20 protein-coding genes and 1 pseudogene are annotated in these 22,822 nt (G+C 63.8%); 16 read left to right on the top strand and 5 right to left on the bottom strand.

Annotation, left to right across the window (positions count from 1 at the left end; genetic code table 11):
• Positions 1-261 precede the first annotated feature (261 nt).
• The 12 genes from OU800_RS03895 (at position 262) to OU800_RS03840 (ending at position 12,907) form a co-directional block, all read left to right on the top strand.
• Entirely contained in the window at positions 262-1,578 is a 1,317-nt protein-coding gene (locus OU800_RS03895) for a C4-dicarboxylate transporter DctA (protein WP_268181325.1), read from the top strand.
• Positions 1,579-1,615: 37 nt separating this feature from the next.
• Positions 1,616-2,311 carry a FadR/GntR family transcriptional regulator gene (locus OU800_RS03890; protein ID WP_268181322.1) on the top strand — a complete coding sequence of 232 codons (696 nt, stop codon included), beginning with the start codon at positions 1,616-1,618 and terminating at the stop codon, positions 2,309-2,311.
• Positions 2,312-2,477: 166 nt separating this feature from the next.
• Positions 2,478-2,933 (top strand): GNAT family N-acetyltransferase, encoded by a 456-nt coding sequence (locus tag OU800_RS03885; RefSeq protein WP_268181320.1) that lies wholly within the window; start codon positions 2,478-2,480, stop codon positions 2,931-2,933.
• Positions 2,934-2,978: 45 nt separating this feature from the next.
• Positions 2,979-3,806, top strand: coding sequence for a zinc-dependent peptidase (locus OU800_RS03880; protein WP_268181318.1), 828 nt, complete (start codon positions 2,979-2,981; stop codon positions 3,804-3,806).
• Between the two features lie 76 nt (positions 3,807-3,882).
• Entirely contained in the window at positions 3,883-4,410 is a 528-nt protein-coding gene (gene ppa / locus OU800_RS03875; protein WP_013717208.1) for an inorganic diphosphatase, read from the top strand.
• Between the two features lie 151 nt (positions 4,411-4,561).
• On the top strand, positions 4,562-6,193 hold the full coding sequence (locus OU800_RS03870) for a methyl-accepting chemotaxis protein (RefSeq protein ID WP_268181315.1): 1,632 nt from the start codon (positions 4,562-4,564) through the stop codon (positions 6,191-6,193).
• A gap of 2 nt (positions 6,194-6,195) precedes the next feature.
• On the top strand, positions 6,196-6,684 hold the full coding sequence (locus OU800_RS03865) for a chemotaxis protein CheW (protein ID WP_268181313.1): 489 nt from the start codon (positions 6,196-6,198) through the stop codon (positions 6,682-6,684).
• A 10-nt stretch (positions 6,685-6,694) separates the two neighbouring features.
• Positions 6,695-7,939 (top strand): CheR family methyltransferase, encoded by a 1,245-nt coding sequence (locus OU800_RS03860; RefSeq protein ID WP_268181311.1) that lies wholly within the window; start codon positions 6,695-6,697, stop codon positions 7,937-7,939.
• Entirely contained in the window at positions 7,932-8,606 is a 675-nt protein-coding gene (locus OU800_RS03855; RefSeq protein WP_268181309.1) for a chemotaxis protein CheW, read from the top strand. Before OU800_RS03860 ends, OU800_RS03855 begins: the two co-directional genes overlap by 8 nt.
• Complete coding sequence (locus tag OU800_RS03850; RefSeq protein ID WP_268181307.1) at positions 8,603-10,846, top strand: hybrid sensor histidine kinase/response regulator; 2,244 nt, start codon at positions 8,603-8,605, stop codon at positions 10,844-10,846. The genes OU800_RS03855 and OU800_RS03850 overlap by 4 nt, the downstream gene beginning before the upstream one ends.
• Positions 10,843-11,847: a chemotaxis response regulator protein-glutamate methylesterase gene (locus OU800_RS03845; RefSeq protein ID WP_268181305.1), complete on the top strand. Its 1,005-nt coding sequence runs from the start codon at positions 10,843-10,845 to the stop codon at positions 11,845-11,847. Before OU800_RS03850 ends, OU800_RS03845 begins: the two co-directional genes overlap by 4 nt.
• 37 nt (positions 11,848-11,884) lie before the next feature.
• Positions 11,885-12,907, top strand: a complete 1,023-nt coding sequence (locus OU800_RS03840; protein WP_268181303.1) for a response regulator — start codon at positions 11,885-11,887, stop codon at positions 12,905-12,907.
• Between the two features lie 120 nt (positions 12,908-13,027).
• Here OU800_RS03840 and OU800_RS03835 read toward each other — a convergent pair whose 3' ends face one another.
• The 4 genes from OU800_RS03835 to OU800_RS03820 form a co-directional block, all read right to left on the bottom strand.
• Positions 13,028-13,900, bottom strand: coding sequence for a DMT family transporter (locus OU800_RS03835; protein ID WP_268181301.1), 873 nt, complete (start codon positions 13,898-13,900; stop codon positions 13,028-13,030).
• Between the two features lie 1,126 nt (positions 13,901-15,026).
• Positions 15,027-15,956 (bottom strand): catechol 1,2-dioxygenase, encoded by a 930-nt coding sequence (catA, locus tag OU800_RS03830; RefSeq protein ID WP_268181300.1) that lies wholly within the window; start codon positions 15,954-15,956, stop codon positions 15,027-15,029.
• A 40-nt stretch (positions 15,957-15,996) separates the two neighbouring features.
• Positions 15,997-16,287, bottom strand: coding sequence for a muconolactone Delta-isomerase (catC, locus tag OU800_RS03825; RefSeq protein WP_037000634.1), 291 nt, complete (start codon positions 16,285-16,287; stop codon positions 15,997-15,999).
• 25 nt (positions 16,288-16,312) lie between these two features.
• The gene (locus OU800_RS03820) at positions 16,313-17,434 is read right to left on the bottom strand and encodes a muconate cycloisomerase family protein (protein WP_268184176.1); all 1,122 of its coding nucleotides are present in this window, start codon (positions 17,432-17,434) and stop codon (positions 16,313-16,315) included.
• Between the two features lie 127 nt (positions 17,435-17,561).
• On the opposite strand from OU800_RS03820, the gene OU800_RS03815 reads away from it, so the two are divergent.
• The 4 genes from OU800_RS03815 to OU800_RS03800 all read left to right on the top strand — a co-directional run bounded on the left by OU800_RS03815 (position 17,562) and on the right by OU800_RS03800 (position 22,166).
• Complete coding sequence (locus OU800_RS03815) at positions 17,562-18,446, top strand: LysR family transcriptional regulator (protein WP_268181298.1); 885 nt, start codon at positions 17,562-17,564, stop codon at positions 18,444-18,446.
• Positions 18,447-18,653: 207 nt separating this feature from the next.
• A complete protein-coding gene (locus OU800_RS03810) occupies positions 18,654-20,153 on the top strand; it encodes a catalase (protein ID WP_442964757.1) in 1,500 nt (499 codons plus the stop codon).
• An 80-nt stretch (positions 20,154-20,233) separates the two neighbouring features.
• The gene (locus OU800_RS03805; RefSeq protein ID WP_268181295.1) at positions 20,234-20,791 is read left to right on the top strand and encodes an ankyrin repeat domain-containing protein; all 558 of its coding nucleotides are present in this window, start codon (positions 20,234-20,236) and stop codon (positions 20,789-20,791) included.
• A gap of 181 nt (positions 20,792-20,972) precedes the next feature.
• Positions 20,973-22,166: an IS4 family transposase gene (locus tag OU800_RS03800; protein ID WP_268181293.1), complete on the top strand. Its 1,194-nt coding sequence runs from the start codon at positions 20,973-20,975 to the stop codon at positions 22,164-22,166.
• A gap of 50 nt (positions 22,167-22,216) precedes the next feature.
• Here OU800_RS03800 and OU800_RS03795 read toward each other — a convergent pair.
• Positions 22,217-22,555 (bottom strand): annotated as a pseudogene (locus OU800_RS03795) (IS4 family transposase); the annotation flags it as partial.
• Positions 22,556-22,822 lie beyond the last annotated feature (267 nt).

Genomic DNA, 22,822 nt, shown 5'->3' with positions numbered 1-22,822 from the left:
CCCGGAAAACTCGTCGCAGATTAGCACAGCAGCCAAACCGGCCCCATGACCGCCGCTGTCGCCCTTTGACCGATGAACGGAGAAAAGGTCGCGCCCTAGCAACGGATTCTGACAACGCCAGGCTGGACGAAAGGCCCTTGCCAAGAATCCGGCATTGGTCATAGTCTCGACTGGTCTGACCGGTAATACCACAACAATGAACAGCGCTCGCGACGATGCCTTTCACGTGCACGGCGAGCGCGACCGCACGGAGACTCCCGCATGCTGCTCAAGCTCTGCTCCCGCTCGATATTCCTGCAGGTCATCATCGGCCTGCTGCTCGGCATTCTCGTCGGGGTCGCGCTTCCAGACCTGTCCTCACAGCTCAAGCCGCTCGGTGACGGCTTCATCAAGCTGATCAAGATGCTCATTGCGCTGATCGTCTTCTGCGTCGTGGTCAACGGCATCTCCGGTGCGGGCGATCTGAAAAAGGTGGGGCGTATCGGCCTGAAATCGGTGATCTACTTCGAGGTGCTGACCACGGTCGCCCTGGTTATCGGCCTGGCCGTGGCCTATGGCCTGGGGCTTGGCTCCGGCGCCAACATCGACCTGGCCGGTCTCTCCGGCAAGGATGCAGCGACGCTGAGTTCAGGGGCGCATCTGCACGGCCCGGTGGAGTTCATCCTCGGCCTGATTCCCACCTCGGTATTCAGCGCCTTCGCCGAGAACAACATCCTCCAGGTGCTGCTGTTCGCCGTGCTGTTCGGCAGCGCCCTGAATCTGGTGGGCGAGCAGGCGGCTGGGCTGTCGAAGCTGATCGGCGAGGTCAGCCACGTGATCTTCCGCATCATGGGCATGATCGTACGCCTGGCGCCCATCGGCGTATTCGGCGCGGTGGCCTTCACCACCAGCCGCTACGGCCTCGAATCCCTGAGCCACCTGGGCGCGCTGGTGGCCGTGTTCTACCTCACCTGCATCCTCTTCGTGGTGCTGATCCTGGGCAGTGTCCTGCGCCTGTGCGGCTTGCCGTTGCTGCCGTTCTTGCGTTACTTCCGTGAGGAGCTGGTGATCGTCTTCGGCACGGCCTCCTCCGACGCGGTGCTGCCACAGGTGATGCGCAAGCTGGAACGCCTCGGCATTCGCAGCTCCACCGTCGGCCTGGTGATTCCCACCGGCTATTCCTTCAACCTGGACGGCTTTTCCATCTACCTCACCCTGGCCGTGGTGTTCATCGCCCATGCCACCGGCACCCCGCTCTCGGCGGGCGACCTGCTGACCATCCTGCTGGTGTCGCTGGTCACCTCCAAGGGCGCCCATGGCATTCCCGGCTCGGCGCTGGTGATCCTCGCCGCCACCCTCAGCGCTGTACCAGCCATCCCTGCCGCCGGGCTGGTGCTGGTACTCTCGGTGGACTGGTTCATGGGCATCGGCCGGGCGCTGACCAATCTCACCGGCAACTGTGTCGCCACCGTAGCCATCGCCCGCTGGGAGAACGACATGGATCTCGAACATGCCCAGCAGTGCATCGCCAACCCGGCCCAGGCCAGCAGCGACGCGTCGCACACACCGCTGGCACGCTCCGGCAGAACGGATGCCTGAGCACGGCATCAAGGCTCCAACAGGGAGGGAAGGCTCAATGTTCGCGTCATCCAAACGGCTCAACTCGATCGTGCAGAAGCTGCTCGAGCCCATAGAACGCGGGCAGTGGGCCGCCGGCCAGATGCTGCCCGGGCAGCGCGAGCTGGCTGAGCAACTGCAGATCAGCCGGCCGAGCCTGCGCGAAGCCATCACCGTGCTGGAAACCCTCGGCGTGCTGCGCTCCCTGCCCGGCAAGGGCGTGCTGGTGCTCGACGCACCGCAGCCCGTCGATGTTACGGCAGCTCAGGCCACAGCCCGCGCGGCTACCCTGGAGAACGTGCTGCAACTGCGCTACGCCCTGGAACCCTTCATCGCCGGCCTGGTGGCACAATCGGTGGACGACAATGCCCTGAGCCAGTTGCGGCTGCTGGCCATGGACATGCGCGAGGCCGTCGAGGATCGCAACCCACAGGCCCTGGCGAGCGCCTACACGGCCTTCCATCGCAAGCTGGTGACCATCACCTCCAACCCGATCTTCCTCAGCGTATCCCGACAGACTGCAGGGGCGCTGGAGCAGAGCGAAGGCCCGGCGTTACGCGAACCCGAACACGCCGAGCAGATTCTCGACGAACACGAGACCATCCTGCGCGCCATTCGCCGCCGCGACAGCGAGCAGGCCAGCCGCGCGATGCGCCAGCACATCCTCAACGAAGGCAGCCGCCTCGGCCTGCAGTTGCAACTTCCCGCTACCTGAGCCCACCGACCTGGAATCCTCTTAGCCCCATAGCCCAGACGTTCTGCCCCCCTGCGCATAAAATCAAACGCTTGCTTGGATTGCGCTTTCAACTGGCTTTGAGGCAGCATCGGCTGGTCTGTCGTACAACAACTCCAGCCCACCACAGAAGAAGTCGAGGCCCGCCATGCGCATCGTCCAAGCCACCCTGGAGCACCTGGATCTGTTGACCCCGCTGTTCGTCAAATACCGCGAGTTCTATAACGAACTGCCGTTCCCGGAGTCCTCGCGCAAATTCCTCGAGAAGCGCCTGCGCCGCAAGGAATCGGTGATCTACCTGGCCCTGGCCGACGATGAAGACAAACTGCTCGGCTTCTGCCAGCTCTACCCCAGCTACTCCTCGCTGTCGCTCAAGCGCGTGTGGATTCTCAACGACATCTACGTGGCCGAAGACGCGCGCCGCCAACTGGTGGCCGACCGTCTGCTGCACACCGCCAAGCAGATGGCCAAGGAAACCAACGCCGTGCGCATGCGCGTGGCCACCAGCCGTGACAACGAGGTGGCACAGAAGGTCTACGAGTCCATCGGTTTCCACGAGGATGAGCAGTTCAAGAACTACGTGCTGCCCATCAACGAAGACTGATAGGCCAGCGTTTTATCACCAGTTTTCCACCACGAAGCTCTCTCCATGTGGTCACTCAAGGCCTGGCGCCGTAGTCGCACCCTCGAACGCAACCCGGTCGATCCCGAACACTGGGCCGCAGTGCGCCAGCGCCTGCCGATTCTCGATGGCCTCGATGAGCAGGAGCTGCAGCGTCTGCGCGAGCGCGCCGTATTGTTCCTGCACGACAAGCATCTGACCGCCCTACCCGGCCTCAAACTCGGCCCGATCGAGCATCTGCTGCTGGCCACGCAAGCGCAGTTGCCGCTGCTGAATCTGGAGGAACTGGACTGGTATCGCGGTTTTCACGAGATCGTCCTCTATCCCGACGACTTCCTCAGCCCGCAACGCCACCGCGACGCCGCCGGCATCGAGCATGAATGGGACGACGCGCGCAGCGGCGAAGCCTGGCAGCAAGGCCCGGTGATCCTCGCCTGGCCCGGCGTCGAGGCCAGCGGCGGCTGGGAGGGTTACAACCTGGTAATCCACGAGCTGGCGCACAAGCTGGACATGCTCGAAGGCGGCGCCAACGGCCTGCCGCCGCTGCACCGCGACATGCGCGTGCAGGACTGGGCGCATGCCATGCAGAGCGCCTATGACGCACTGAACGCCGAGCTGGACGCCAACCCCGAGGCCGAAACCGCCATCGACCCGTACGCGGCCGAAGACCCGGCGGAGTTCTTCGCCGTGACCAGCGAATACTTCTTCAGCGCACCGGATCTGCTGGCGCATGCTTTCCCCGAGGTTTACCGGCAACTGGCGCTTTTCTATCGTCAGGACAGCCTGGCGCGATTACAGCGCCTACAGGCGGAACACCCCGACTACAAATCGGTCGAAACCGCGACCAATTGCTGAGTAGGCTAACGTAGTAACGTCATGCGAATCCGCCTATAATACGCCCCACTTTTTGGCCCTCCCTGGGAGTTCCCCCATGAGCTACAGCAAGATCCCGGCTGGCAAAGACCTGCCGAACGACATCTACGTTGCCATCGAAATCCCGGCTAACCACGCGCCGATCAAATACGAAATCGACCATGACACCGACTGCCTGATGGTCGACCGCTTCATGGCCACGCCGATGTTCTACCCGGCCAACTACGGTTTCATCCCGCACACCCTGGCCGACGACGGCGACCCCCTCGACGTGCTGGTCGTGACCCCTTACCCGGTCGCACCGGGTTCGGTGATTCGCGCCCGTCCGGTGGGCGTGCTGCACATGAGCGACGAAGCCGGCGGCGACGCCAAGCTGGTTGCCGTACCGCATGACAAGCTGACCGTTCTGTACAAGGACGTTCAGGAATACACCGACCTGCCCGCGCTACTGATCGAGCAGATCAAGCACTTCTTCGAGAACTACAAGGATCTGGAGAAGGGCAAGTGGGTCAAGGTAGAAGGCTGGGGCGGCGCTGAAGAAGCCCGCGGCCTGATCAACAAGGCAGTCGCGGCATACCAGAAGTAAGCCCTGACACCTCCGAAAAGCCGGCCACAAGCCGGCTTTTTTATTTTCTTTTTCCACGCCGCACTGCACAGTCAGCCACCGCCATGCCAGCGGCCCTTTGCCGCTATGCTGTAATCGACTTCCGCAGGGATCAGCCTGGGCAACGAGAATTATGAAGAACCTGACCTTACGCAATCGCATCATTGCCAGCTTTACCGTGATCATCGTCATCCTGCTGCTCATGGCCATGATGGCGTACCTGCGTACCACGCTGATCAAGAAAGAAACGGAGCAGATGGTCAACAACTCCGTCCCGGGCGCCTACTACGTCAACGAGATGCAGGATCAATGGGCGCGGCACATGCTCGATACCCGTCGCCTGCAGCTACGCCTGCTCGACGAAAAGGACGACACCCTGATTGCGCATTACCGCGACCAGTGCGCGGCTTACCAGGATGCCATCGAGCAATTGCTTGGCGAATACCGGCGCACGGTAACCAACGAGGGCGAGCAGAAGCTGCTGGATGCCTTCCAACGCAATTACCAGCAATACCGCAAGCTGCATGCGCAGTTGCTCGCCATACTCGAAACTGGTGATCTCTACGCCGCTCGCCAGTTCGGCGGCAACAAGGTGTTCCCCAAGTGGGATGAGGGCCAGCTCAATCTGTCACAGCTGAGCAAGATCAACCGCGAACAGTCCGACACGGCCACCAAGCTGATCAACAACGCCGTGCATACGCTGGAACTCACCATCCCCCTCTCGATTCTGCTGATCATCATCATTGCAGCGGTCAGCGGGCTGCTGCTGTTGCGCTCCATTCTTCAGCCGGTCAATCTCATCGTCAGCAAGCTCAAGACCCTGGAAAGCGGCGACCTGTCGGTACGACTGGATCTGCAACGGCACGACGAGTTCAACGTCATCGAGCAGGGTTTCAACAGCATGGTGGCCGAACTCAAGACCCTGGTCGGCAACGCTCAGCGTTCGGCCGTGCAGATGACCACCTCGGTCACCGAGATTGCCGCCACCTCGCGCCAGCAGCAGGCCACCGCCACGGAAACCGCCGCCACCACCACCGAGATCGGCGCCACCTCGCGGGAAATCGCCGCCACCTCACGCGACCTGGTGCGCACCATGAGCGAGGTGTCCGACACCGCCGAACAGACCTCCATCCTCGCCGGCACCGGCCAGCTCGGCCTGGCGCGCATGGAAGAGATCATGCATCAGGTGATGGGTGCCGCCGACGTGGTCAACGGCAAGCTGTCGATCCTCAACGAGAAGGCCGGCAACATCACCCAGGTGGTCACCACCATCGTCAAGGTGGCTGACCAGACCAACCTGCTGTCGGTGAATGCCGCCATCGAGGCGGAGAAAGCCGGCGAATATGGTAAGGGCTTCGCCGTGGTGGCCGTGGAAGTGCGTCGCCTGGCCGACCAGACCGCAGTGGCCACCTACGACATCGAGCAGATGGTGCGCGAGATCCAGTCTGCCGTGTCGGCCGGCGTGATGGGCATGGACAAGTTCTCCGAAGAAGTACGCCGCGGCATCGGTGAGATGACCCAGATGGGCGACCAGCTCAATCAGATCATCCAGCAGGTGCAAGCCCTGGCCCCGCGTATCCAGATGGTCAACGAGGGCATGCAGGCGCAGTCCACCGGCGCCGAACAGATCAACCAGGCACTGGTGCAACTGAGCGAAGCGAGCAGCCAGACCGTCGACTCGCTGCGCCAGGCCGGCAGCGCCATCGACGAGCTGAACCAGGTGGCCAACAACCTGCGCGTTGGCGTCAGCCGCTTCAAGGTCTGAGCATGCAAGCCTCCAGCAAGGCGTCGGCCGGCGAACTGCACCTGCAGTTCCAGCTCGGCGAGGATCGCTATGCGCTCGCCGCCCGCGAGGTGGTCGAGGTGCTGCCGCTGCGCCGCCTCAAGCAGATTCCCGAGGCGCCAGAATGGGTCGCCGGCTTGCTCGCGCATCGCGGACGGATGATCCCGGTACTCGATCTCAGCCGTCGCGTGCTCGGCCGCCCGGCCCTGGCGCGCAACAGCACGCGCCTGGTGCTGGTGCATTTCGATGCACCCATGATTGAGGCTGACGCCGTGCTGGGGCTGATTCTCGAGCAGGCGACCAACACCCTGCGCCTCTCGGAAGAAGCGTTCCAGAGCAGCGGGCTGGAAGCCGGCCAGCCCGATTATCTCGGCCCCGTGCAAGGCAAGGGCGCCGGCCTGATCCAGCGCATCGAGGTTGCCGGCCTGCTCGATAGCTCCATGCGCGCCCTGCTGTTCCAGGCACAGGAGTGAGACTGACGGCATGATCGAGCACATCGAACGCCTGCTCAAAAGCCGTATCGGCCTGGACGCCGAGTCGATCGGCCGCAGCGTGATCGAGCGAGCGGTGCGCCAGCGCATGGCGGCGCTCGAACAGAGCGCGCTGGAAGATTACTGGACCACATTGGGCGGCTCGCCGCGCGAACAACAGGCACTGGTCGAGGCCGTGGTAGTGCCGGAAACCTGGTTCTTCCGCTATCCCGAGTCCTTCAACGCGCTGGCCAGCCTGGCCGTGGAACGACTGGTGCAGCTAGCCGGCAGTCGTCCGCTACGGCTGATCAGCCTGCCCTGCTCCAGCGGCGAGGAGCCCTACTCCATCGCCATGACCCTGCTCGACGCCGGCCTCCTGCCCGCGCAGTTCCATATTGACGCGCTGGACGTCAGCGACAAGGTACTGGAACAGGCGCGCCGCGGCCTGTACGGGCGCAACTCGTTCCGTGGCGAGCAACTGGCATTTCGTCAGCGCCACTTCCAGCAACAGGCCGATGGTTATCTGCTTGATACTCGGGTGCGTGACTGCGTCAGCCTGCGTACCGGCAACCTGCTGGATCCCGCGTTGTTCGCAGGCGAAGCCCCCTACGACTTCATCTTCTGCCGCAACCTGCTGATCTATTTCGACCGCCTCACTCAGGTGCGCGTGCTGGAAGCGCTCAAGCGCCAATTGCAGGAAGGCGGCACCCTGTTCATCGGCCCGGCCGAAGCCAGCCTGGCCAGCCAGAGCGGCCTGCAGGCCATCGGCCGGCAACAGACCTTCGCCTTCCGCGTGGCACCACCCAGACCGGCGCCCGCTCCCGTGCCGCGCCCCAGCACGCCGCCGCTGCGCCAGGCGCCGATGCCGGCACCACGGCCCAGCGTCGCGGTGCGCCAGCGCCCCAGCCCGGCAGTGCAGGCGCCGGTCGTACCTGCCAGCCAGGCGCGGGACATCTGGCAAGAGGTCGCCGCGCTGGCCAACGCCGGGCGCAGCGACGAAGCCCGGCAACGCTGCGAACGGCATCTGCAGGCACAGGGCCCCAGTGCCGAGGGCTACTACTGGCTGGGCCTGCTCAGCGACGTGCAAGGCAACGGTGAGCAGGCCTGCGCCTACTACCGCAAGGCCATCTATCTCGATCCGCAACATCCTGAGGCGCTTACCCACCTGGCCGCACATCTGCAAGCCCAGGGTGATACCAACGCAGCACAGCGCCTGTACCGGCGTGCGCAGAACACGGAGGTAGGCAAGCGTGACTGAGACCCTGCTCGAACGGACGCAGGTGGACGACTGCTGGAACCGCATCGGCGTGTTCGGCGACAAGAGCTGCCCGCTCCTGGCGCATCATATCCACTGCCGCAACTGCGAGGTCTACGGCGCCGCCGCCATCGCCCTGCTCGACCGCTACGGCAGTCTGCAGAACGAAGCACCGGCAGAGGACGAGGCCGAAGACACTCCGCCCCAGGTCGGCGAGCAGCGCTCGCTGCTGATCTTCCGTCTCGGCGAACAATGGCTGGGCATCGCCACGCGACGCCTGGCCGAAGTGATGCCGGTGTCGCCGATCCACGTGCTGCCGCATCGCAACGAGCAAGGCCTGCTTGGGGTAACCAACGTTCGCGGCACCCTGGTCGCCTGCCTGTCGCTGGCCGACCTGCTCGGTCTGCCGAGCCAGGCAGCGCCGAGCGACAATCGCCGGGTGATCCCGCGCATGCTGATTCTGCACAGCGAAAGTGGCCCGCTGGTGATCCCCGTGGACGAAGTCAGCGGCACCCAGCGCGTGCCGCTGGCACGCATCAGCAACCCACGCCACGAAGACAGCCGCGCCATCAGTCGCTTCAGCGCCGGAGTGCTGCAGTGGCAGGCGCGCAGCATCACCGTACTGGATGACGAAGCGCTGTTGCAGCACATGATCAGGAGCCTCGCGTGACACCGGATCAGATGAGGGATGCATCGCTGCTGGAACTCTTCCGCCTGGAGGCGGAGGCGCAGAAGCAGGTGTTCGACAGCGGCCTGCTGACGCTCGAGCGCGACCCGATCAATGCCGGGCAGCTCGAGGCCTGCATGCGGGCAGCCCACTCGCTCAAGGGTGCCGCGCGCATCGTCGGCCTGGACAATGGCGTTCAGGTCGCCCATGTCATGGAAGACATGCTGGTGGCCGCACAGGAACACCGGCTACGCCTGTCGCCGGAACATATCGATGCCTTGCTGCAGGGCTCCGACCTGCTCCTGCGCATCGGCCAGGCGCAGCCCGACGAGGCCCTCGACGCCGAAGTGGCCAGCCTGACCTCGCGCTTGCGCACGCTGTTCGGCCAGCCCGCACCAGCCCCGATAGCGTCGACCGTGCCCAGCGCAACCGCCGATCAGGCCCCGGCAAATCCTGCCGCTGCCGCGACATCCAGCGACACTCAGGCGGACGAACGCAACGCCCGGGTGCTGCGCGTATCGGCCGAACGCTTCGACCACCTGATCGACCTCTCCGGCAAGTCGCTGGTGGAATTCCAGCGCACCAAGCCGTTGAGCGCAGCCCTGCAGCGTCTCAAGCGCCAGCAGGAAGCAGCGCGGCGCACCCTGGAATCCCTGCGCGAACACCTGCTCGGCAGCGCCCTGGATGCCACCGCCCAGGCCCTGTTCAACGAGAGTCGCAACCTGCTGATCGAATGCCAGCAGCAGTTGCAGGCTCATCAGGAGCTGTTCGACGACTTCGTCTGGCATGGCGGTCAGCGCACCCAGCAGCTCTATGACCTGGCCCTGGCGGCGCGCATGCGCCCGTTCGCCGATGTCCTCGGCGGCCAGGCGCGCATGCTGCGTGATCTCGGCCGTTCGCTGGGCAAGCAGGTACGCCTGGAGATCGAAGGCGAGAATACCCAGGTCGACCGCGACGTGCTGCAACGCCTGGAAGCGCCACTGACCCACCTGCTGCGCAATGCCGTCGACCATGGCATCGAGCAACCGGCCGAGCGCACGCGCAAGGGCAAGGCGGAGGAAGGCTGCGTGCAACTGCGTGCACGCCACCATGCCGGCATGCTGGTGCTGGAGGTCAGCGACGATGGCGCCGGCATCGACCTCGACCGCGTCGCCCAGGCCGTGGTCAGCCGCCAGTTAGCCTCGGCGGAACAGGTGGCGCAGATGACCGAGGAAGAACTGCTGGCCTTCCTCTTCCTGCCCGGCTTCAGCCTCAGCCAGCAGGTCACCGAAGTCTCCGGGCGTGGCGTCGGCCTGGATGTGGTGCAGCACGAGATTCGCCGCATGCGCGGCAATGTCCGCCTGTTACGCAGCCCACAGGCGGGCTGCCTGTTCCACCTCGAACTACCGCTGACCCTGTCGGTGGTGCGCGCCCTGGTGGTGAGCATCGGCGGCGAGGCCTATGCCTTCCCGCTGGCGCAGATCGAACGCATGCTGCGTCTGCCGCGCAGCGCCATCGTCCAGCTCGAAGGGCGCCAGCAGTTCTGGTTGGAGGACGAACACATCGGCCTGATCTCCGTCGCCCAATTACTGCAGCGCCCCGACGCACAAGGCGAGCAGGAGAACATCCCGATCGTGCTGATCCGTGATCGCGAGCGCTGCCATGGCCTGGCCGTGGAGGCCTTCATCGGCGAGTACACCCTGGTGCTGATGCCGCTCGATCCCCGCCTGGGCAAGGTGCGCGACGTGGCGGCAGGCGCCTTGCTGCACGATGGCACGCCGGTGCTGATTCTCGATGTCGATGACCTGCTCAACTCGGTGGGCAAACTGCTCGGCGCCGGCCATCTGCAGCGGGTCGACCATGGCAGCCAGGCACGCCAGACGCAGGCCAAGCGCGTGCTGGTGGTCGACGACTCGCTGACGGTGCGCGAGCTGGAGCGCAAGCTGCTGCTCAGCCGCGGCTATCAGGTGGAAGTGGCCGTCGACGGCATGGACGGCTGGAACGCCCTGCGCGCCGGGAACTTCGACCTGCTGATCAGTGATATCGACATGCCGCGCATGGACGGCATCGAGCTGGTCACCCTGGTACGCCAGGATCCGCGCCTGCGCTCGCTGCCGGTGATGGTGGTGTCCTACAAGGATCGCGAAGAGGATCGCCGCCGTGGCCTGGAGGCCGGTGCCGACTATTATCTAGCCAAGGCGAGCTTCCATGACGAAGCGCTGCTCGATGCCGTACAAACCCTGATCGGTGAGGCCCGCGAATGAGGATCGCCATTGCCAATGACATGCCGCTGGCCGTCGAGGCGCTGCGCCGCGCCCTGGCCACCGAGCCGCAATACCAGTTGATCTGGGTGGCCACCGATGGCGAGGAAGCCGTGCTCCGCTGCCAGGAGGATCTGCCCGACCTGCTACTGATGGACATGCTGATGCCCGGCATGGACGGCGTACAGGCGACCCGTCGGATCATGCAGGACACCCCCTGCGCCATCCTCATCGTCACTTCCGATGTCGAGCGCAACATGACCCAGGTGTTCGATGCCATGGGCGCCGGCGCCCTGGACGTGGTCGCCGTGCCGTCACTCGGCCCGCAGCAGACGCTCGACGCGGCGACCCTGCGCCGCAAGATCCACAACATCGCCTGGATGATCGGCCACAAGACCTCGCGCTCGGTCCGACAGTCGCCTCTGAGCGGTAACGAGAACCGTGGCCGGAGCCTGGTGGCCATCGGCGCCTCCGCCGGTGGCCCGGCGTCCCTGGTGGAGTTGCTCAGGGAGATTCCCAGTGATTTCGCGGCCAGCATCGTGCTGGTTCAGCATGTCGACGAGGTGTTCGCCGCCGGCATGGCGCAATGGCTGGCCAGCGAGTCGCAGATGCCCGTACGCCTGGCCCGAGACGGCGAAGCCCTGCAACCCGGCGCCGTCTTGTTGGCCGGCACCAACAATCATCTGTATCTGACCGAGCAGGGGCATCTGGAATATCGTCGCGAACCGCTCGATCAGGTCTATCGTCCCTCTATCGATGTGTTCTTCGAGAGCGTGGCCAGCCACTGGCGCGGCGAAGCGATCGGCGTGCTCCTGACGGGCATGGGACGCGACGGTGCACAGGGTCTGAAACGGATGCGCGAACGCGGTTTCCACACCATCGCCCAGGATCAGGCCAGCAGCGCCGTGTATGGCATGCCCAAGGCCGCTGTGGCGCTGGATGCTGCGGTCGAAGTCCTGCCACTGGGCAGGATCGCGGCGCGCCTGGTCGAGCGACTGGGCTGAGCGCCTTCATCATTCACATATTGGCGGAGACAAGGTAATGCAACGGCCCATAGGGGATTCCAACCCGCAACATGGCCTGCACGAGCAGCCCATGATGGTGCTGCTGGTCGACGATCAGGCCATGATCGGCGAGGCCGTGAGACGGGCACTGAGCGAGGAGAGCGACATCGACTTCCACTTCTGCTCCGACCCGCAGCAGGCGCTGAGCGTAGCGCAGCAGATCAAGCCGACGGTGATCCTGCAGGATCTGGTCATGCCCGGCATCGACGGCCTCGAACTGCTCGGCCAGTATCGCGCCGCCCCGGGCCTGCGCGACGTACCGATCATCGTGCTGTCGACCAAGGAAGATCCCCAGGTCAAGAGCGCCGCCTTCAGCGCGGGCGCCAACGACTATCTGGTCAAACTGCCGGACGTGATCGAACTGCTGGCACGCATTCGCTATCACTCGCGCTCCTACCTCACCCTGCTGCAGCGCGACGAAGCCTACCGGGCGCTGCGTGAGAGCCAACAGCAACTGCTCGACACCAACCTGGTACTGCAACGGCTGATCAAGTCCGACGGCCTGACCGGCCTGGCCAACCGCCGCTACTTCGACGAGTACCTGGAAATCGAATGGAGCCGCGCCATGCGCGAGCAGAACGAGTTGTCGCTGCTGATGATCGACGTGGACTATTTCAAGGCCTACAACGACCAGTACGGCCATGTGGAAGGCGACGACGTGTTGCGCCGCGTCGGTGACACCCTGCGTGCCAGTTGTTCACGCTCGAGCGACCTGGTCGCACGCTATGGCGGCGAGGAATTCGCCGTGATCATGCCCAGCACCGCAGCCGGTGGTGCGCGCCTGCAGGCCGAGAAGATCCGCCGCGCCGTGGAGGCGCTGGGCATTCCCCATGACCTGCCCACGCCGGGTTCGTCGATCAGCGTCAGCATCGGCCTCGCCACCCTGCGCCCGGCGATGGGCAGCGAACCGCTGAGCCTGGTGATCAAGGCCGACGAAGGCCTCTATCTCGCCAAGCACAGCGGCCGCAACCGCGTCGCCCAAGTCAGCGACGGGGCGTGAGGGCAATCCCGGATTGCATCCGGGCTACGCCATTGCTGGATGGCCGTAGGCTATTCGGGCGCCCACTCCGACTAGCCTTTGCGGATGTTCTCCTCGGTCAGCTTCGCGCCTCTCTGTGCCTCAACGTCGGCTCTGCCAGGCGGCGGCCAGGCCGCTCAGGCAGATGACGACGATACCGACCAGCGCCGTGGTGTCTGGCGTGTGCTGGAACACCAGCCAGCCCAGCAACCCGGCAAAGACGATCTGCACGTAGCCGAACGGCGCCAGCAATGCGGGGGCCGCATGGCGGAAGGCATGGGTCAGCAGCAGATGGGCGCCCATGCCGAAGCCACCCAGCGCCAGCATCATCAGGCCATGGGTGAGGCTGGGCACCTGCCAGAAGAAGGGCACCAGCAGGCTCATCACCAGGGTGTTGACCAGCCCGGCGCAGAAGTTGCTGGTGGTGGCGCTGTCCACTTCGCTCAGGCGGCGGGTGAGGATCTGGTAGAGGCTGAAGCACAGCGCCGCGCTCAAGGGCAGCAACACCGCCGGGGTGAACAGGCTGCCGCCCGGATGGACGATGACCAGCACACCGACGAAACCGATGAGCACCGCTGCCCACTGGCCAAGGCTGACGCGCTCGCCCAGCAATGGCACCGACAGCGCCGTGACCAGCAGCGGCGCGAGGAAGATCACCGAGGTCGCCTCGGCCAGCGGAATGAACATCAGCCCCGTGGTGAACAGCAGGCTGACTCCCAGCAGGCACAGCGCGCGCAATACCTGCAAGCCGGGGCGTTTGGTGCGCAGCACGCGCAGACCGGACTGCGGCAGGAAGATCCCGGCCATCAGCAGGGTATGCACCAGATAGCGCGCCCAGACGATCAGCACGATCGGGTAGAAACCCGACAGGTATTTGGACATGGCATCGTGGCTGGCGAACAGGAAGGTCGCCAGCACCATCAGGCCGATGCCCTTGAGTGGATGATTGGCGCCGGATAACGGGGTGAGGCTCATGAAGTACCTGGGGCAGTGCGCAACACGCAAGAAAGATAGCAAGGTAACTAACTATACACCGGCCCTCCCCTCGCGCGCGGGTCAACCGTCCGAAGGCCTTCGCCTCGCCCCGACTCACCGGCATGGCCGTGAGCACGCCACAGGCAAATGGGTAGCCTCACGCACGACGCGCCATACCTGGCGCAGCCATGAAAAAGGTGCTTCGCGGAATATTGGGAAAGTCGGTCTTGATACCGGACTGGCAAGTTTGTGTGATGGCTTGCTGGTTGTTCGGTGTCTGTTCCAGATTGCCGCGTTTTTGCTGATGTTTTTGGTTTCGCCTTCCCGGGCGAGTCACTTTTGTAGGGCAAAAGTAACCAAAACCCTCCGCCCGATCATCCGGCCCTGGCTGCACCAGGGTTCGCTCACTCCATCGCCGTTCCAGAGGCCCGCCGCGGTGGGCCATCCATGGCCCATCGCGGCTCTCGCGACATCCATGTCGCTCAACCTCTTCCACGACGATTCCGTTCGCCCTCCTGGGCGGGCTCTGCACGCGCCTGAACCCGAGGTAACCCAGAGGGAGTGCGGAGTGCTTGTACATGTGTCAGCCCTAGGGCTGACCGGGATGCCGGCTGAAAGCCGGCAAGCTATCCAGGCGAATGAAGCTACGTGAATGAAAGTTTTGGTTTAACTCGACGACCCAATCGCGACTTCATCGCTACTAGAACACGCCGAGCAACCTATGGAGTGCATACTCGTTCAGGCGCGCGAATGGCCCCTTCAGGAGGGTGAGTGGAATCGTTGCGCAGAGGGGCGAGCCGCAGGGACGCGGCGAGAGGCGTAATGGGCCAGGGATGGCCCATGTACGCCGACCCTCGGAGCGGCGATGGAGCGAACGTACCCCGGCGCAGCCAGGGCCGGATGGCGGGGCCAAGCCTTTTTGCTTTCTTTTGTGGCGTTTGACAAAAGAAAGTCGCCGGGGGGCGAAACAGGTGACATCAGCAGAACGCTGATAAGCAGCTTTACACCGAAAACAAAAGCACACTCACACAAACTTGCCAGTCCGGTGTCACCCCCCCCAGAATGCAAAGAACCATGAAAAAACCGGCCCCAAGGGGCCGGCTCAAGCTACAGCGCAAGCGATGCCTTATTGCAGGGCTCGCGGGCGCGCATTGCGCTGTTCGGCGTCCGGCGCCGGGGCCTTCTGCAACTGGAAATCGAACTTCACCTCGGCGAAACGCTTGCCCTGGAAGCCATGGTCACGGGCGGCGGACTCGCTCTCGACGAAGTTGACGTCGCCGATCAGGCCATCGCGGGTGGCATAGGCGAAGTCGTCCCATAGGTACTCGTCGCCGGCCAGGTTGATCTGCGTGGTCAGGTGACGATAGCCGGGCGCGGAGATGAAGAAGTGAATGTGCGCCGGGCGGTTGCCGTGACGACCGAGCAGGTTGAGCACTTCCTGGGTGGTGCCGTCGGGCGGGCAGCCGTAGCCGGACGGCACGATGCTGCGCGCACGGTAGCGGCCTTCGCTGTCGGTGACGATGCGCCGACGCAGGTTGAACTCGCTCTGGCTGGAGTCGAAGTAGGAATAGGTGCCCTTGGTATTGGCGTGCCACAGGTCGACCACAGCGCCTGCAACCGGCTTGCCGTCGGCATCGAAGACCTGGCCATGCAGGTACATCGGCGTGCCCGGGTCGGTACCGTCATCCATCCGCGCCTCGCCTTCGCTCATCGGCGCGCCAGCCACATACAGCGGGCCTTCGATGGTACGCGGGGTGCCGCCGAGCAGGCCGGCGGCTTCGTCCTGAGCGTCGAGCAGCAGGTCGAGGTAATGCTCCAGACCCAGGCCGGCGACCAGCAGGCCGGCTTCGCTACGGGCGCCCATGCGGTTGAGGTAGTCCACCGCCTTCCAGAACTCCTCGGTGGTCACTTCCATGTCCTCGATGAGGCGGATGCTGTCCATCAGGATGCGGTGCACCAGCGCCTTCATGCGCGGGCTGCCCTGGTCGTTGTCGAGGCCGCTGACCTCCTTGAAGAACTTTTGAACGCTTTCGGTATGCGACAGTTTGATGCCCATGATTATGTCCTCATCTTGTTGTTATCGACTGCAAGAGTGATCAGCGATCGTCCTGATGGATCGACGACGGGTGGCGGCACAGACCGTTCACCTCGATCTCCATGTAAGGGAACAGCGGCAACTGCATGAGGGTATCGTGCAGTTCCTCGACACTGGCCAGGTCGAAGACGCTGTAGTTAGCGTAGTGACCGGCGATGCGCCACAGGTGGCGCCACTTGCCCTCGCGCTGCAGACGCTGCGCCAGTTCTTTCTCGTCGGCCTTGAGCTTGGCGGCCTGGGCGGGATCCATGTCGACCGGCAACTTCACGGTCATCTTCACGTGGAACAGCATATTGGCTTGCCTCCTTCGGGCAGGGTCAGGAACGACGGAAGCGCGCGAGACGCTCCTCGTCTAGGGTCAGGCCGATACCCGGCAGGCGCGGCACGTGCAGCTGGAAGTCGCGGTACAGCGGCGGCTCGGTGACGATTTCTTCGGTCAGCAGCAGCGGGCCGAACAGTTCGGTGTCCCAGGCCAGCTTGTTCAGGGTGATGAAGGCATGGGCCGAGGCCAGGGTGCCGACGCTGCCTTCGAGCATGGTGCCGCCGTACAGGCCGATACCGGCCGCCTCGGCGATGCTGGCGGTGCGCAGCACGGCACGCGGGCCGCCGTTCTTGGCGATCTTCAGGGCGAACACCGGGGCCGCGCCATCGCGCGCCAGGTTGAAGGCGTCCTCCACACATTCGATGGATTCGTCGGCCATGATCGGCGCCGGGCTGGACTGGTTCAGGCGCACCTGGCCACCACGGTTGTGGCGCGAGATCGGCTGCTCGATCAGGTCGATGCCGTTGTCGCCGAGGATGCGGCAGGCGCGCAGGGCCACCGCTTCGTCCCAGGCCTGGTTGACGTCGACGCGCACGCTGGCGCGTTCACCCAGGGCGCGCTTGATGGCGATGACGTGGGCCAGGTCCTTGTTCACCTCACCAGCGCCGATCTTCAGTTTGAAGATGCGGTGGCGACGGGCTTCGAGCATCTGCTCGGCCTCATTGATGTCCTTGCGGGTATCGCCGCTGGCCAGGGTCCAGGCCACTTCCAGGCTGTCGCGCACGCGCCCGCCGAGAATCTCGCTGACCGGCAGGCCAAGGCGCTTGCCCTGGGCGTCGAGCAGCGCGGTTTCCACCGCCGAACGGGCGAAGGTGTTGCCCTTCACCACGCGGTCGATGCGCTGCATGCAGGCGTTGATGTTGCTGGCGTCCTGGCCGATCAAGAGCGGCGCGAAGTGACGATCCAGGTTGACCTTGATGCTGTCCGGGCTCTCGTTGCCATAGGACAGGCCACCGATGGTGGTGGCCTCGCCGATGCCCTCGATGCCGTCGGCGCAGCGCAGGCGCAGGATCACCAGGGTCTGGTTCTGCATGGTGTGCATCGCCAGCTTGTGCGGGCGTATGGTCGGCAGGTCGACGATGATCGCTTCGAGCGACTCGATCGCGGCGTGGCTCATTTCAATACCCATCAGGTTGTTGTTATCCATGCCTCGATATTGATACTGCAACTGGGAGGGTTCCAATATTGATTTTGTCTGCAACAATACCCAGCAGGTATCGTCAACCCCGAAGGACAGCCCGCCCATGGAGCTTCGTCACCTGCGCTACTTCCAGGCGCTCGCCGAAACCCTCAACTTCACCCGCGCCGCCGAGCGCCTGCATATCGCCCAGCCACCGCTGAGCCGGCAGATCCAGCAGCTCGAGGACGAACTCGGCGTGGCCCTGCTCGAACGCGGCCGCCCCCTGCGCCTGACCGAGGCCGGGCGCTTCTTTCACGAACATTCCAGCGCCCTGCTGGAGCAACTGGGCAAGGTCTGCGACAGCACCCGACGCATCGGCACGGGCGAAAAGGCCTGGCTCGGCATCGGCTTCGCCCCGTCCACCCTGTATGGCGTGCTGCCGGAACTGATCCGCCGCCTGCGCAGCGATGCCGGCCTGGAGCTGGGCCTGTCGGAGATGACCACCGTGCAGCAGGTCGAAGCGCTCAAGGCCGGGCGCATCGACATCGGTTTCGGCCGCATCCATATCGAGGATGCGGCCGTGCAGCAGCAGGTGCTGACCCTGGATCCGCTGGTCGCTGCCCTGCCCGCCGGGCATCCGCTGCTGCCGGGCCCGATCAGCCTCGCCGAGCTTGCCCGCGAGCCCTTCGTGCTGTACCCGGGCAACCCCCGCCCCAGCTACGCCGACCATGTGCTGACGCTATTCGCCGCCCATGGCCTGCAGATTCGCGTGGCGCAGTGGACCAACGAACTGCAGACGGCCATCGGCCTGGTCGCCGCCGGTATCGGCATCACCCTGGTGCCGGCTTCGGTGCAGGTGCTGCACCGCGTCGACATCGACTACGCGCCGCTGCAGGAGGTCCAGGCCACCTCGCCCATCATCATCAGCCGCCGCGTCGGCGAGCCTTCGCCGGCGCTGAAGCACTGTCTGGCACTGGTGGACGAGCTGTCGCGCGCGCGTCAGGCCTGACACGCCCGGGCCGTCTATGGCTTGCCGTATCACGACCTCGCCCCGTCACGTAATGAGCATTGCCTATGATGGCGCTGGTTTTTTCCAATTTAGCGGGACGGCCAGGCTCTCGTAGCTTTGTGCGAGCGCATGAAGCGCGTTTGCACATACAACTACGAGGACTCATCCATGAAACCCACCACCGCATGGGCGCCCGCCCTTGGCCTGATGACCGCGGCCCTGTCCGCTTCGCTGTTCAGTCTGTCGGCGCAGGCTGCCCCCCTGACCCGCGACAACGGCGCACCGGTAGGCGACAACCAGAATTCGCAGACCGCAGGCGACACCGGCCCGACCCTGCTGCAGGACGTGCAACTGATCCAGAAGCTGCAGCGCTTCGACCGCGAGCGCATTCCCGAGCGCGTGGTGCATGCCCGTGGCACCGGCGCCCATGGCGAGTTCACCGCCACGGCGGACATCTCCGAGCTGACCCGCGCCAAGGTCTTCACCAAGGGCACCACCACCCCGGTGTTCGTGCGTTTTTCCAGCGTGGTGCACGGCAACCATTCCCCGGAAACCCTGCGCGACCCGCGCGGCTTCGCCACCAAGTTCTACACCAGCGAAGGCAACTGGGATCTGGTGGGCAACAACTTCCCCACCTTCTTCATCCGCGATGCCATCAAGTTCCCGGACATGGTGCACGCCTTCAAGCCCGACCCGAACACCAACTACGGCAGCAACCGCACCCAGTTCGACTTCTTCAGCCACGTGCCGGAAGCCACCCGCACCCTGACCCTGCTGTATTCCAACGAAGGCACCCCGGCCAACTACCGGCAGATGAACGGCAACAGCGTGCACGCCTACAAGCTGGTCAATGCCAAGAACGAGTACCGCTACGTCAAGTTCCAGTGGCGCAGCCTGCAGGGCATCAAGAACAACGATCCGCAGCAGACCGAGCAGATCCAGGGCAAGGACTTCAACCATATGAGCCGCGACCTGATCACCACGATCAACGCCGGCGACTATCCCAAGTGGGACCTGTATATCCAGGTGCTCGAACCGGCTGACCTGGCCAAGTACGACTTCGACCCGCTGGATGCCACCAAGATCTGGCCGGACGTGCCCTACCAGAAGATCGGCCAGATGGTGCTGAACAAGAACCCGGACAACGTGTTCCAGGAAACCGAGCAGGTGGCCATGGCACCGTCCAACCTGGTGCCGGGCATCGAGCCCTCGGAGGATCGCCTGCTGCAGGGCCGGCTGTTCTCCTATGCCGACACGCAGATGTATCGCCTGGGCGCCAACCACGCCTTCCTGCCGATCAACCAGGCCAGGGTGCCAGTCAACAACGGCAATCAGGATGGCGCGGCCAACAGCGGCCACACCACCACCGAGGTGAACTACGAGCCCAGCCGCATCAACCCGCGCCCGGCCAGCGAGCATGCGCGCTACAGCAACCTGCCGCTGAGCGGCAGCACCGAGCAGAAGAAGATCCAGCGCGAGCAGAACTTCAAGCAGGCCGGCGAGCTGTACCGCTCCTACGACAAGAAGATGCAGGGTGACCTGATCGCCAGCCTGGGCAGTGCCCTGTCCGAGACCGAAGACGAGAGCAAGCACATCATGCTGTCGTTCTTCTACAAAGCCGATGCGCAGTACGGCGAAGGCCTGACCAAGGTGGCCGGTGGCGACCTGGCGCGGGTCAAGGCGCTGGCCGCCAAGCTGCAGGACTGAGCCTGCTCTGCAATGGCGTGCGGCTTCGCGCGAGCCGCACGTCACCACCAGACGCGGCGCGACGCCGCTCGGGAGAACCCATGCTGCGTACTTTCTGTTTCGCCCTGGCGCTAAGCGCCGCGACACCTTTACTGGCCGCCACGCCGACGCCGGATGCCGAGCACGTCCAGGCGCAATTGCGCGCCTACTACTTCCAGGCCGCCCGCGAGGGCAACGTGGCCATGCTCGACGAATTCATCGCCGCCGGTTACGACCTGAATACGGCGGATGAAAAGGGCTATACCGCGCTGATCCTGGCCGCCTATCACGGCCATCGCGCGGCGGTGGAGCGTCTGCTGAGTGCAGGCGCCAACGCCTGTGCCCAGGACAGGCGCGGTAATACCGCGCTGATGGGGGCGATCTTCAAGGGCGAGCTGCGTATCGCCAAGCGCCTGCTCGACGCCGACTGCAGCCCCGACCAGCGCAACGACAACGGCCAGACGGCGGCCATGTACGCCGCGCTGTTCCAGCGCAAGGAGCTGCTCGCTGCCCTGGCCGGCAAAGGCGCCGACCTGAAGGCCAAGGATGCCTTCGGCAATTCGGTGCAGGGCCTAAGCCGGGGCGAGGTGCGTACCCCCTGGTCGGCCAGCCCACCCTGAGCGCCTCTGTTCCCTGCCGCGGCCGTAAGGCTGAGGGAAAAGGGGACCGATTCTGATGAGTCCCCCATCCGCCCCTGAGGAATCCCCACAATATATCCATGCAGATCAGGCAGGTAGCTTGAAGATGCCTGCATGAGTCGGGCAGTTTGGTAGTCGCCAAACAAACCAACCCCCGAGACTCATGCAGGCAGTACGATTCTTACACAAGGCATTTTCCCAAGCACTCCCCACGATCCACAGCAAGCGGCTGAACGCCTTGATGAGCAGCGTCAGTGCCTTGCTGCATGGGCGTCGCCTGACCCTGACCGACCTTGGCAGGGCCATGCCCAGCGAGGCTTACACCAAGCATTCGATCAAGCGCGTGGATCGCCTGCTAGGCAACGCTCACCTGCAATACGAACGTCCGCTGTTCTACTGGAAAATGCTGACTGCACTGATTGGCTACCTGCGTCACCCATTGATCCTGGTGGATTGGTCGCCGATCAATGCGGCCTCTGACCTTTACTTGCTGCGAGCTTCAATCCCGCTGGCGGGGCGAGCGTTACCTGTCTACGAGAGCGTGCATGACCGTGAGGGTTGCCCTCAGCGCCAGCAGCAACTGCTCGATGCACTGGAGGTCATACTTCCCGAGAAATGCGTGCCGATCTTGGTAACGGACGCTGGGTTCCGCTGTCCCTGGTTCAAGGCCGTCGAAGCCAAGGGGTGGTACTACGTGGGACGCGTCCGCAATCGTGATCTCTATCGCGATGAGCAAGGCCAATGGCAACCGATCAAGCAGCTCTACCTGCAGACGACATCGAGCGCACGCTCACTTGGCCAAATCGAGATGACACGCAGTGCGCCGCACCGGGTTGCGTTGTACGGCATTCACCAGCAGCCCAAGGGCAGGAAACATCGACGCGTGACAGGCAACATCGCGCGCAGCAAGCTCAGCCGGCAGAACGCACGCCGTGAACAAGAGCCCTGGTTGCTCGCCAGCAACCTGCCACAACCCAATTGGACAGCACGCAAGATCGTGGGCATTTACCGCAAAGGGATGCAGATCGAGGAAGGTTTTCGGGATGTGAAAAGTCTGCGTTTCGGCTTTGCCTTCGATCTGCACAGGACGCGCTGCCCACAACGTATCGAGATACTGCTGTTGATCGCGGCACTGGCGTGTTATGCGCTGTACTTGGCTGGCCTACAGGCTCACACGACAGGCAAGTCGCGCCGCTTTCAGAGCAACAGCGTCAGGCATAAAACTGTGCTGTCGCTCTGGTGTGCCGGCCTTGAATACCTCAGACGTTCGGCCAGCCATCTATCCTGTTCGGCCCTTACCAAGATGGAGCTGTTGCTACGTGATGAGGTTCACCGGCAAGCTCAGGCGCCGGAGTAGACTTGTGGGGATTCCTCAGGGTCTGTCCCCTATTGTTCCAAACTGTGCTCCAAACTGGAAACTATCTCCACCGGCAAGCGTTGACGGGCACGGCAGTAGCCACCGGTTTGTGTACTGCATGGCTTCAAACCTGCTCGTAACTGCTTGATAGCCCGCTCATTGATTGCCCTCTGGCAAGATCGATCAGCGCTCAGAGCCTGAGCCATAAACATGGACAGCGTCTCGGTTGGCGGAAACAGGCGTTCCCTGTGGTCTGGCAGCAGCAAATCGACCTGTTCAAACAACTCGGGGCCAGTCAACAGATTGAAGAACGCATGGGCATCCGCATTGGATTTGAGGTGATGGATACGGCGCTGTTGAAGGATGGCGGCTCGGCGCCCAGGATTCATTTGGGCTGCTCCTTGGGCTCGGTGTGTGTGTTCGCAACTATCACCGTAGCCCAAGAGCAGCCTTTCTTCTAGATCAATTGGTTAACGCATAAGTAAGTGCCATTCGGGACAGATTTATCATTGGCTCATACTATCAGCCGAGAACAAATCTGCCCCACATGTGATGCCCGAACACAAAATTACTGACAGCCCCCTCAGAAGCTGCCCTTTTATCTATTCACCTACAATTCTCAGCCCTGCAGGAAAATCCATTAAGCGCACATCTAT

The sequence above is a fragment of the Pseudomonas sp. GOM7 genome (assembly GCF_026723825.1).
Taxonomy (GTDB): domain Bacteria; phylum Pseudomonadota; class Gammaproteobacteria; order Pseudomonadales; family Pseudomonadaceae; genus Aquipseudomonas.
This window is presented reverse-complemented; position numbering and strand designations above follow the sequence as displayed.

What these genes read in the sequence shown, in the direction of transcription:
- OU800_RS03895 (WP_268181325.1), top strand. Translation starts at nt 262, where the DNA reads ATGCTGCTCAAGCTCTGCTCCCGCTCGATATTCCTGCAGGTCATCATC.
- OU800_RS03890 (WP_268181322.1), top strand. Translation starts at nt 1,616, where the DNA reads ATGTTCGCGTCATCCAAACGGCTCAACTCGATCGTGCAGAAGCTGCTC.
- OU800_RS03885 (WP_268181320.1), top strand. Translation starts at nt 2,478, where the DNA reads ATGCGCATCGTCCAAGCCACCCTGGAGCACCTGGATCTGTTGACCCCG.
- OU800_RS03880 (WP_268181318.1), top strand. Translation starts at nt 2,979, where the DNA reads ATGTGGTCACTCAAGGCCTGGCGCCGTAGTCGCACCCTCGAACGCAAC.
- ppa (WP_013717208.1), top strand. Translation starts at nt 3,883, where the DNA reads ATGAGCTACAGCAAGATCCCGGCTGGCAAAGACCTGCCGAACGACATC.
- OU800_RS03870 (WP_268181315.1), top strand. Translation starts at nt 4,562, where the DNA reads ATGAAGAACCTGACCTTACGCAATCGCATCATTGCCAGCTTTACCGTG.
- OU800_RS03865 (WP_268181313.1), top strand. Translation starts at nt 6,196, where the DNA reads ATGCAAGCCTCCAGCAAGGCGTCGGCCGGCGAACTGCACCTGCAGTTC.
- OU800_RS03860 (WP_268181311.1), top strand. Translation starts at nt 6,695, where the DNA reads ATGATCGAGCACATCGAACGCCTGCTCAAAAGCCGTATCGGCCTGGAC.
- OU800_RS03845 (WP_268181305.1), top strand. Translation starts at nt 10,843, where the DNA reads ATGAGGATCGCCATTGCCAATGACATGCCGCTGGCCGTCGAGGCGCTG.
- OU800_RS03840 (WP_268181303.1), top strand. Translation starts at nt 11,885, where the DNA reads ATGCAACGGCCCATAGGGGATTCCAACCCGCAACATGGCCTGCACGAG.
- OU800_RS03835 (WP_268181301.1), bottom strand. Translation starts at nt 13,900, where the DNA reads ATGAGCCTCACCCCGTTATCCGGCGCCAATCATCCACTCAAGGGCATC.
- catA (WP_268181300.1), bottom strand. Translation starts at nt 15,956, where the DNA reads ATGGGCATCAAACTGTCGCATACCGAAAGCGTTCAAAAGTTCTTCAAG.
- catC (WP_037000634.1), bottom strand. Translation starts at nt 16,287, where the DNA reads ATGCTGTTCCACGTGAAGATGACCGTGAAGTTGCCGGTCGACATGGAT.
- OU800_RS03820 (WP_268184176.1), bottom strand. Translation starts at nt 17,434, where the DNA reads ATGAGCCACGCCGCGATCGAGTCGCTCGAAGCGATCATCGTCGACCTG.
- OU800_RS03815 (WP_268181298.1), top strand. Translation starts at nt 17,562, where the DNA reads ATGGAGCTTCGTCACCTGCGCTACTTCCAGGCGCTCGCCGAAACCCTC.
- OU800_RS03810 (WP_442964757.1), top strand. Translation starts at nt 18,654, where the DNA reads ATGACCGCGGCCCTGTCCGCTTCGCTGTTCAGTCTGTCGGCGCAGGCT.
- OU800_RS03805 (WP_268181295.1), top strand. Translation starts at nt 20,234, where the DNA reads ATGCTGCGTACTTTCTGTTTCGCCCTGGCGCTAAGCGCCGCGACACCT.
- OU800_RS03800 (WP_268181293.1), top strand. Translation starts at nt 20,973, where the DNA reads ATGCAGGCAGTACGATTCTTACACAAGGCATTTTCCCAAGCACTCCCC.